At 31.2% G+C, this 6,230-nt stretch carries 6 protein-coding genes; 1 reads left to right on the plus strand and 5 read right to left on the minus strand.

The annotated features are described in order from the left end of the window. Both JJE11_RS12560 and JJE11_RS12565 read right to left on the minus strand, forming a co-directional pair. Positions 1-752 (minus strand): DUF1385 domain-containing protein (locus tag JJE11_RS12560; protein ID WP_291636116.1); only part of this gene is annotated, 752 nt, incomplete at its 3' end. A 2-nt stretch (positions 753-754) separates the two neighbouring features. Continuing rightward, complete coding sequence (locus JJE11_RS12565) at positions 755-1,339, minus strand: thymidine kinase (RefSeq protein ID WP_291636118.1); 585 nt, start codon at positions 1,337-1,339, stop codon at positions 755-757. 256 nt (positions 1,340-1,595) lie between these two features. Here JJE11_RS12565 and rpmE point away from each other — a divergent pair, with 256 nt between their 5' ends. Continuing rightward, positions 1,596-1,814: a 50S ribosomal protein L31 gene (gene rpmE / locus JJE11_RS12570; protein WP_291636120.1), complete on the plus strand. Its 219-nt coding sequence runs from the start codon at positions 1,596-1,598 to the stop codon at positions 1,812-1,814. 171 nt (positions 1,815-1,985) lie between these two features. Here rpmE and rho read toward each other — a convergent pair whose 3' ends face one another. The 3 genes from rho to JJE11_RS12585 all read right to left on the minus strand — a co-directional run bounded on the left by rho (position 1,986) and on the right by JJE11_RS12585 (position 5,855). After that, a complete protein-coding gene (rho, locus tag JJE11_RS12575; protein ID WP_291636122.1) occupies positions 1,986-3,455 on the minus strand; it encodes a transcription termination factor Rho in 1,470 nt (489 codons plus the stop codon). A gap of 211 nt (positions 3,456-3,666) precedes the next feature. Beyond that, the gene (locus JJE11_RS12580) at positions 3,667-4,011 is read right to left on the minus strand and encodes a hypothetical protein (RefSeq protein WP_291636124.1); all 345 of its coding nucleotides are present in this window, start codon (positions 4,009-4,011) and stop codon (positions 3,667-3,669) included. A 236-nt stretch (positions 4,012-4,247) separates the two neighbouring features. Further along, complete coding sequence (locus JJE11_RS12585; protein ID WP_291636126.1) at positions 4,248-5,855, minus strand: CTP synthase; 1,608 nt, start codon at positions 5,853-5,855, stop codon at positions 4,248-4,250. Positions 5,856-6,230 lie beyond the last annotated feature (375 nt).

Raw genomic sequence — 6,230 nt, forward strand, 5'->3', positions numbered from 1 at the left:
ATTTCATAGCTTACACCCGAAATTAGTGGAAGAAGTACTATTCTGTACATTATTCTCTCCCAAATTGAATTCCAACCAGTTAAAGAGAACATTACTATGCTAACTATCATAACTAGGAATAAAAAATTCGTGCCACATCTTGGATGTAACCTTCCAAATTTAGCTGCATTTTCTGGAGTTAATTCAACATCGTTTTCGTAGCAAAATATAGTTTTATGCTCTGCGCCATGATATTGGTACACTCTCTTAATATCTTCCATTTTCCCTATTAGATACACATATAATAAAAATATTAAAACTCTAATAATTCCTTCTACAATATTCATACCCGTTACACCTACACCCATTTTACTAAAAAGACTAGCTACTAGTGTTGGTAAAATAAAGAATAATCCTATAGATATGATCAAAGAAACTAGGAGCGATATTCCCATAATTACATCGTTGGATTTTTCTTTGAATATTTTTTCGATCCATTTATCAAATTTAGATGGTTCCCCCTCTTCTTCAAAAAAAGAAGCTGAATAATTTAAAGTTTTTATACCTATAACTAAGGACTCAATTAAAGAAATAAATCCTCTTATTATTGGAAGCCCTAAAAGTTTATTCTTTTTAGTATAAGATTTATAGGCTTTTTTTTCCACTACAATTTCCCCTTGCGTAGTTCTCACTGCAGTGGCGATCCCCTCACTTCCTCTCATCATAACTCCTTCAATTACTGCCTGACCTCCAACATTAACATTTTTAGCCATAATTACACCCCTTCTTTGCTAATAATGTGACACTTCCTACATCGTGCTTCATAAGATTCTAACGCTCCAATTAAGACAATGGGATCATCGTATTTAGCCGGTTTCCCATTAATCAAACGTTGAGTTCTAGTAGCAGGATTACCACACACAACACAAATAGCCTGGATTTTGTATACAAACTCTGCAATAGCCAGAATTGATGGTATGGGTCCGAAAGGTACCCCCTTAAAATCCATATCCAATCCCGCGCATATAACTCTTTTATTATTATCAGCCAAGATAGTAATTACATCTATTATCCCTTTATCAAAAAACTGCACCTCATCAATAGCAACAACCTGTGTATCTTTATCTAAGAGACGTAATATTTGTGCGCTATCTTTAACTGGAACCGCCTCCGCCTTGGCGCCACAGTGAGACACCACGTCTCCCTTGCCATACCTATTGTCAATTTCCGGCTTGAAAACTTGTACTTTCTGTTTTGCAATTTTAATTCTTCTTATCCTACGTATAAGTTCTTCAGACTTACCACTATACATAGGCCCTACAATAACTTCCACCCAACCATGATTTTTTGGTCCGTACATATCTTTACCTCCAATTTGTTAATCCACTTTTTAAAATTTCCATTTACAAATTATAGTTCTATAGAAAATTCATCTACAGTTTTTAATTTAATAAAAAAACTCAACTAAATACATTTTATCAAATTTAAACTATATATTAAAGTAAAAATTAAGTAAAAAATAATTTTATTCTTATTGACTTAATTATCAATTATATGCTAAAATTAAATAGTTGACAATACGGGTATATATTTATTTTTTGAAAGAGGTGAAAAATATGCAAGAAGGAATACATCCAGAATACCATAATGATACAGTTGTTAAATGCGCATGTGGAAACACTTTTATTACAGGATCTACTAAAAAAGAACTTAAAGTAGACGTATGTTCTAATTGCCATCCATTCTACACTGGAAAGCAAAAGAATATTGATGCTGGTGGAAGAGTTGATAGATTCATGAAGAAATTTAACATAAAAAGCGAAGATGTAGAATAATATATTAATGGAAAAGATTTAATTATCTTTTCCATTTTTTAAATTGAAAAAGTAAATCTTAAGAATCTACTAAAAAATTTCAATCGACGGTGCTTAATGTTACAAAATAATCATTATTTTGTAACATTAAGCACCGCCTATTAATTTATAATAGTAATCCTATAATATACCTTACTTAGCTACTAATTCAAAATTCTTATTTATCATTTCTAAAAATTCCTTATTGTTCTTAGTTGTACCTAATAAATTTAAGAGTTTCTCTGTTACGCCCATAGCATTGCCTTCTCTATACATTATCTTTCTTAAATTATATATAGTCTCCATTTCAATCTTAGCGAGTAGTAAATCTTCTCTTCTTGTTCCTGATTTATAAATATCTATCGCTGGGAATATTCTTCTTTCTTGAAGTTTTCTATCTAAGTGAACTTCCATATTACCTGTACCCTTAAATTCCTCAAAAATCATATCGTCCATTCTACTTCCTGTTTCTATAAGTGCTGTAGCAAGGATTGTTAAACTTCCGCCCTCTTCAATATTTCTAGCCGCTCCAAAAAATTTCTTTGGCATCAAAAGTGCACTAGGGTCGAGTCCTCCGGATAGAGTCCTCCCTGAAGGGGTTACAGTTAAATTGTATGCTCTAGAAAGTCTAGTTAAACTATCTAGTAGAATAACTACATCTTGTCCTTGTTCCACCATTCTTTTAGCTCTTTCAAGTACCATATAAGCAACTTTTGTATGATGATCTGGCTCTTCATCGAAAGTTGAATAAATAACTTCGCCATTAATAGATCTCTGCATATCAGTAACTTCTTCTGGTCTCTCATCTATTAAAACAACAATTAATTTTACTTCTGGGTGATTTATAGAGATACTGTTAGCAATTTTCTTAAGAAGTGTTGTTTTACCTGCCTTTGGCTGTGCTACAATTATGCCTCTTTGCCCTTTTCCTATAGGAGAAATAATATCCATCATTCTCGAAGACAAGTCATTTGGACTAGTTTCCAGTGTCAACCTTTGCGTTGGGTAAATGGGGGTTAATTTTTCAAAAGGTCTTCTACCTACAGCTCTATCAGGATTTTCTCCATTTACTCCCTGTACATACAATAAAGCTTTGAATTTCTCGCCTTCTTTAGGTATTCTAACCTTACCTTCTACTTCATCACCTGTTTTTAAGTTGAACCTTCTAATTTGAGATGGTGAAACATAAATATCATCTGGACCCGATAAATAATTATGCCCTCTTAGAAAACCATAACTATTGTTCTCAATTATTTCTAGAACTCCTCTTGCTGACCCTGATTCATTTATCATTTCTTGTAATTTTTCTTTTTTATTTTCATTTTGATTTTTAAAACCTGTATCAATATCTTCATTATTAGGAATTTTCTCATTTTGAATTGGATTATTTGAGATTTGATCCTCTGAATTTTTTATAACATTATCTTCAACTGTAGAATTGTTTTTAGAACTTATTTTTTCTCTTAAAATAACTCCATCCCTTTGCAATGAAACTGGCGTTATTTTCTTTATTTCTTCGATTAACTCACTTTTTTTAAATTTAGAAATGTTTTTAACTCCAAGTTCTTTACAATGTTCCCGTAATTCAATTACAGTCATGTTCTGTAAATCTTTATTTATCAAAAATCTGCACCTCCGAAGGGTATTTCAATTATAATATCTATTTTATAAATATCATGGGAATTTAAAAACGAGTTTTCTATCCAATGATTTTTTTTGAAATGATATACTACATTAATTATAACCTATTTCATAATTTTAATCCACTATATTTAGAATGCACACAAACCATGCACACAAACCTCTAAATGTTTATGTGCATCTTCCATTTTATTTATATCATAGCGTAAATTTTCTCTATAGTTTGTCTATGTTCATTTACTTTTTTAATAACCTTTTGATTCTTGCCAATAAAAAATATAGGTAAGGCTAATTGTTCACATCCGCCTATAACCATATTCCTTTTCAAAAGTTCATTAATATTATAATGATAAAAATGGTAGTCTCCACATAGCGAACACTTAACCATAATTTCTATCTCTTTACCTTTATGTAATTCAATGTTTAAAGATGGAAATCTAGTCTTCATACTCTCTATTTCAAATATTGTCAGCTCGCATACCTTATATTGACCATTAGAATTCTTTAATGCTATAGCAATACTAGTATCGAATGTCAATTACCTCACCTCCATATTTAATATTTTTATGTCAAAAATAACTTTTACTCTTAATAATAATTATCAAAATCAAAAGCATTCTGTTTCATTTTAGTGTTTAATATTAAATTCTATAAATTTTATTAAATTCCTGCTAAACTTCAATTGAAATTATTGGTAATTTCATTCATCTTAGATATAAAAAACTCCTATAGAATAGACTTTTCCATTATCTACTCTATAGGATATATTTTATATTATTTATTATATTCTAAAGATGCCTTAATAAATTCTTTAAATAGTGGGTGTGGTTTATTAGGTCTAGATTTAAGTTCTGGATGAAACTGAACTCCAACAAACCAAGGATGATCTTTAATTTCAACTATCTCTACTAATTTTTCATCTGGGCTCGTTCCCGTAATCATAAGTCCTGCATCAGTTATTGTTTTTCTATACTCATTATTAAATTCATATCTATGTCTATGTCTCTCATATATTACTTCATCGCTGTACGCAACATTCACATTAGACTCTTTTGATAACTTACACGCATATAACCCGAGTCTCATAGTTCCACCTTTTTCATCTAAATCCTTTTGATCCGGCATCAAATCTATTACTGGATACTTCGCCCCAGCATCAATTTCCGAACTATTAGCTCCACCCATTCCTGCTACGTTTCTTGCATATTCTATAACAGCACATTGCATACCAAGACATATCCCGAAAAATGGCACTTTATTTTCTCTAGCATACCTTGCTGCCTCGATTTTGCCTTCTATTCCCCTGTCCCCAAATCCGCCCGGAACCAATATACCGGAAACGTCACCTAATATTTCACTTGCATTTTCAAATGTTACGTCGCAAGCATCTACCCATTTAATTTCTACATTAGAATCATTATAAAGACCTCCATGAGTGAGTGCTTCAACAACAGAAAGATATGCATCATGAAGCTCTACATATTTTCCCACTAGTGCTATTTTCACATTCTCGGATAGATTCTTTAATTTATTTACCATATTTATCCATTCAGTATTATCTATTTCACCACAATTTAATTTTAATTTTTTACATACTAGAGTATCTAAGCCCTCTTTGTGAAGCATAAGTGGTATTTCATATAAATTCTCAGCATCCAAATTCTGAATTACAGAGTTCGCCTCTAAATTACAGAACAGCCCAATTTTAGCCTTCATGTCTTCAGATATCTCCTTTTCAGATCGGCATACTATAATATCTGGTTGAATACCTATGCTTCTTAGTTCTTTAACAGAATGTTGAGTAGGTTTTGTTTTAAGCTCTCCAGCTTTTCTTAAATATGGTATTAATGTAACATGAATAAAACAAACATTTTCTATTCCTACTTCATATTTTATCTGCCTTATAGCCTCTAAAAATGGTAAAGACTCGATATCTCCAACGGTTCCACCAATTTCAGTTATAACAACATCTACATCTTTTTCCTTCGCAACTCTATAGGCTCTTTCTTTTATCTCATTAGTTATATGTGGTATTACCTGTACTGTGCCACCTAGAAAATCTCCTCTTCGTTCTTTTGATATAACTGACCAATATACTTTTCCTGTAGTTACATTACTACTCTTGCTTAAATTCTCATCGATAAATCTTTCATAATGCCCTAAGTCCAAATCTGTTTCCGCGCCATCATCTGTAACAAAAACTTCCCCATGTTGGTATGGACTCATTGTACCCGGATCCACATTTATATATGGGTCAAATTTTTGAATAGAAACTTTTAACCCTCTATTCTTTAAAAGCCTCCCTATCGAAGCTGCCGTTATTCCTTTTCCTAAAGATGAAACTACCCCACCTGTAACAAATATGTACTTAGTACTACCCATAATTACTCCTCCTATGCTTTATTACTCATTACTTGTATATTTTTACCACGCATCTAGTATTGTTAATACTTACATTAATTTTTACACTTTTTATACTTTTTCAATAAATAGCTTGACATTTTTCCTTTATAATCTTATAATAGGAATTACCCTATAAACATAATGGGCTAATTATTTTTAAAAACAATATTAATATCTTATCACACTTTTTTATCATTAACCAGTGTTTTTTTATTTTTATTTTTTTTGAGAGTCTTTTTGTAAAACTTTTTTTTGAATATAAATTTTGATTTACTTTAGGGGCATGAAAATAAATAACAAATCAAAGATGCGACGGGTATTTTTTCAGATGCCTAATTTGCTTTCTATTTCAAA

This window comes from Clostridium sp., assembly GCF_016650095.1.
GTDB lineage: Bacteria > Bacillota > Clostridia > Clostridiales > Clostridiaceae > Clostridium_AD.